2 protein-coding genes are annotated in these 3,533 nt (G+C 65.2%); one reads left to right on the top strand and one right to left on the bottom strand.

Translation table 11 applies throughout. The features are described 5' to 3' along the window. The coding region (locus NTZ26_02525) for a hypothetical protein (GenBank protein MCX6559367.1) at nucleotides 1-192 on the bottom strand (192 nt) is incomplete at its 3' end. A 137-nt stretch (nucleotides 193-329) separates the two neighbouring features. On the opposite strand from NTZ26_02525, the gene NTZ26_02520 reads away from it, so the two are divergent. Next, on the top strand, nucleotides 330-3,221 hold the full coding sequence (locus NTZ26_02520) for a hypothetical protein (GenBank protein MCX6559366.1): 2,892 nt from the start codon (nucleotides 330-332) through the stop codon (nucleotides 3,219-3,221). Nucleotides 3,222-3,533: the final 312 nt, after the last annotated feature.

Here is a 3,533-nt window from a genome sequence, read left to right as displayed (position 1 = left end):
ATTCTCGAAGTCGACCATCTCGCCCAGCAGGGACTTGACGGTGACGAGCTCGTCCGACGGCGGCAGATTAATCGCCGTATCGCGACTTCGAGATGAAAGGCCGAGCGGCTCGGGAGCCGCGGACGTCATGGCGCGTGCGGCCAATAGAGAGGCCAGGAGAATTGTCGCGATAACGATTTTCTTCAGGACCATGGGCGGGTTCCTTCCCGGCGGAGCGGCCCGTCGACCGCCGTCCGCGCGTCGCGCCGATGCTAACGGAGCGGTGAAGGCCCTGTCAAGCCGCGGCGGTCCGGCTTGACTCCGTCCTCGTCCGGAAATATCGTGGCCGCATGATCCTCCGCAAGACATGCACGCTCTCGGGACGGGGCCGGCGCCCTTCGGGAAACAATGACCGTGGAGATCGGCTCCGGCGAGCGGCCGCGATCGGCGTCCTCGGCGCTATCCTGGGCCTGGCCGCAGTGCCCGGGCTGCGGGCTGAGGCCCCTACGGATTTTAACAAGCTCGTCGGCAAGCCGGCCGAGCTTTCGCCCTGGGCGTATGCCTACCGGGCGGATCTCAAAACGCAGGACAAGCCTGAGTCCGCATTCATCCTACGGCGGCTGGAGCGGCTAGACCGCGTCTATCGTCCGGTGAGCCTTCTACTGGCCCAGGGGAGCGGCAAGAAGGGAGAGCCCTGGCCGAAAGTGGAAGGGGACTGGCAGCTCCTCCCCGCCAAGACGGTCCGGGAGCGAGGCGAACTGAACCCGGCCCCGCTCGGCGCTTTGCAGGCGGCCCTGCTTTGGGAAGGGCGCATGCGGCTCAACCGGGTCGAACTTCAATGGCCGGCCGCCCTTCGCCCGCCGCCCGCGGCGAGCGTCGAGCTGCGTGTCTATCCCTCGCCCTACGGCTGGTTCGGCTGGCAGTCGGATCTGCCGGTCACGGCACCGCCCGAGATATCCGGGGACGGTTCGACTTGGACCTATCGCGGCGATTGGACCGACGTCGATATGATCGCGGTCTTCGTCCCGGCCGCTGCCGCCGACGCGCCTCGGCCCGTTCCGGCGATTCGGGCTTACGGTCCCGAAAATTGGAAGCAGATGGACCTGGAGATCGAATGGGGATTTCAAGCCGGAACCGAAAAGCAGGTCTATGACGGCCGGGTCGAGGGCTTCTTCGGCCTCGTCGGCTCCGTGGCTCCCTTGCCGGGAGATGCGGGCACCGCCAAGGACGGCGACGCGGGTTGGACCTCGCGGTCGGAGGATTCCCGCCGCCGGGGGGTGTCCCTTGCGGTGCTTTATATCCAGCCGGCCATCGAGATGGTGAAAAATCTGCCGAGATATCCCTCCGGCCAACCGCGGGACACTCGGCTGACGATTTGGACGAAGTCCGGCAGCATGACCTTTCTGGTGAACGATCTCGAGAAGGGACCCATCTACGCCCCCGAATACGGCTTTTTCGCGGCCCGGGCGGGAGCCCGCACGACCGGCCGCGCCTTCGCGGCCAAGCTGGCGGCGTCGAGCGTCCGCAGCGTCCGGGAGATGACCCGGGCCCGTCGCGAGGTGACATGGGAAGAAGCGATGGCCGAGATCAAGAAGCCCCTGTTGCCGCCCGGGACGCCGTTCCCGCCATACAAGCCCGTTCCGGATCCGCCGATGCAGGTCGAGGTGCCGGAGAAGCGCTGGACCGACGCCTGGCGGACGGGCTCCTGGCATCTGAAATCCGGCGAACTGACTTATATGGATTTGGCCTTGGAAGCGCCGCGGCCGATCCGGGCCATGGATACGGCGGGGCTCCACGAGACGGCGGCCGGCTGGCTGGACGGCTTCCTCAAGCGGTCCGGCACCGTCGCCGACGGCGACTTCGTCGATGGATCGGGAAATTTCTGCCTCGGCAAGCTTTTCCACGAGACGGCCGTCTTCGACAATCCCGGATATGAGACGTACGAGCTCGTCCACAACGGCGGGACGGGGCGCATTCTCTACGACCTGGCCGAGCACTTTTTTCTGACCGGCGACACGGCTTGGTTCAAGGCGAACCAATGGCGGATGCAGGCCGCCGCCGAGTGGATTATTAGGCAGAGGACCCAGTATCTGAACGGATGGCCCGGCCGCGAGAATCTTCTGGTGGCGGGGCTGCAGCCGCCCCAGCACATCGCCGACTGCGCCTGGGGCCAGAGCGAGTGGAAATGGTACGTCAACGTCGAAGCCTGGTACTGCCAGGGGCTGGGCCGGTTCGCCCAGGCGATGGCCGAGGTCGATCCGGGCCTCGCGGGGCGATACCGCGAGGAAGCCGAAAAGTATCGGGAGGCGCTGCGCAAGGCCGTCGACCGGGCGATCACCCTGGCGCCGGTGATGCAGGTGCGCAACGGGACCTATCGCTCCTACATTCCGCCCATCTTCTACGTCCGCGGCCCCTCCATCGGGCAGGTCGTCCAGATCGCCATGACGGACGACGACTGGCCGCTGACGATGGCGGATGCCGTCGGGATCCCGGCAGCGGACGATATCCGCCTGGACGGCCATCTCGACGTCTGCGAGGACGTCCTGGCCCTCCGACCGACGTATCTTTTCAGCGGGAATCGCTTTCAGCACCTCGCCGGGAAGAGGCGCGATCTCGGCCGGCCGCAGGCGGAGGACTGGTTTTGGGGCGGGGAGTCGCCCCAATTGGGCTACAGCTTCCTGGCCAACGTCTACCTGCGCCGCGACGAGATCCCGAGCTTCCTGCGGCAGTGGGTGAACAACTACGCCGCCTTTGTCATGCCGACCCCGGAATACGGATTCCTGGAGCATTTCATGAACAACGCCGATCCGAGCCAGGTCGAGGCGTTCCAGAAAGGCGAATTCCGAAAATACCGCAACGGCCACGCCCTGTCCTACTTCATGGAGCAGTTCCGCTCTCTTCTGGTCTGGGAGGATGGCGACGTCCTGTGGCTGGCCAAGGCGACGCCCCGGCACTGGCTGGCGCAAGGCCTGACGATTTCGGTCAAGAACGCGCCGACCGATTTCGGTCCGGTGGCATATCGCATCGTCTCCGATGTGGACCACGGCAGGATCACCGCGGTGGTCGAGCCGCCGACCCGCCGGGCCTCCGCCTCCGTCTGGCTGCGGCTTCGCCATCCGCGCGGCGCCCCGATTAAAAGTGTCAAGCTAAACGGCAAGCCCTGGAGCGATTTCGATGCCGCCAAGGAGATCATCCGCTGGCGCGGCTTGCCCGGGCCGGTGACTATCGAGGCGCAATATTGATCGGTACCGTAAGCTGTATGCTTTTTTTCGGAGTCGGGATTGCGGATTTTCAGCAAATTCCGGGGAGACCAGGCGGTTCGGGGTATCGGCCAACGGCCAGGCTTTGCGCGGTCCTCGACGGGACGATTGCTTCAACGGTACCCGCGAGGGCGAAATCGCGAAGGAAAGCTTTTTATCGAAACATGCCAGAAAACCCCAGGCTTTCAAGCCTGGGGATGAATGGCATCACGGAGCGAAGCCAGCTCTGGCTGGCGAAGCGGAGGCCTTCTCGGGCATAATCTGGCTATGGCCAGGTACGCAACAGGGGCTCAC

The organism is Candidatus Aminicenantes bacterium, from assembly GCA_026393855.1.
Taxonomy (GTDB): Bacteria; Acidobacteriota; Aminicenantia; order Aminicenantales; family UBA4085; genus UBA4085.
The sequence above is the reverse complement of the archived record's forward strand: the minus strand, read 5'-3'. Positions and strand labels throughout refer to the sequence as shown.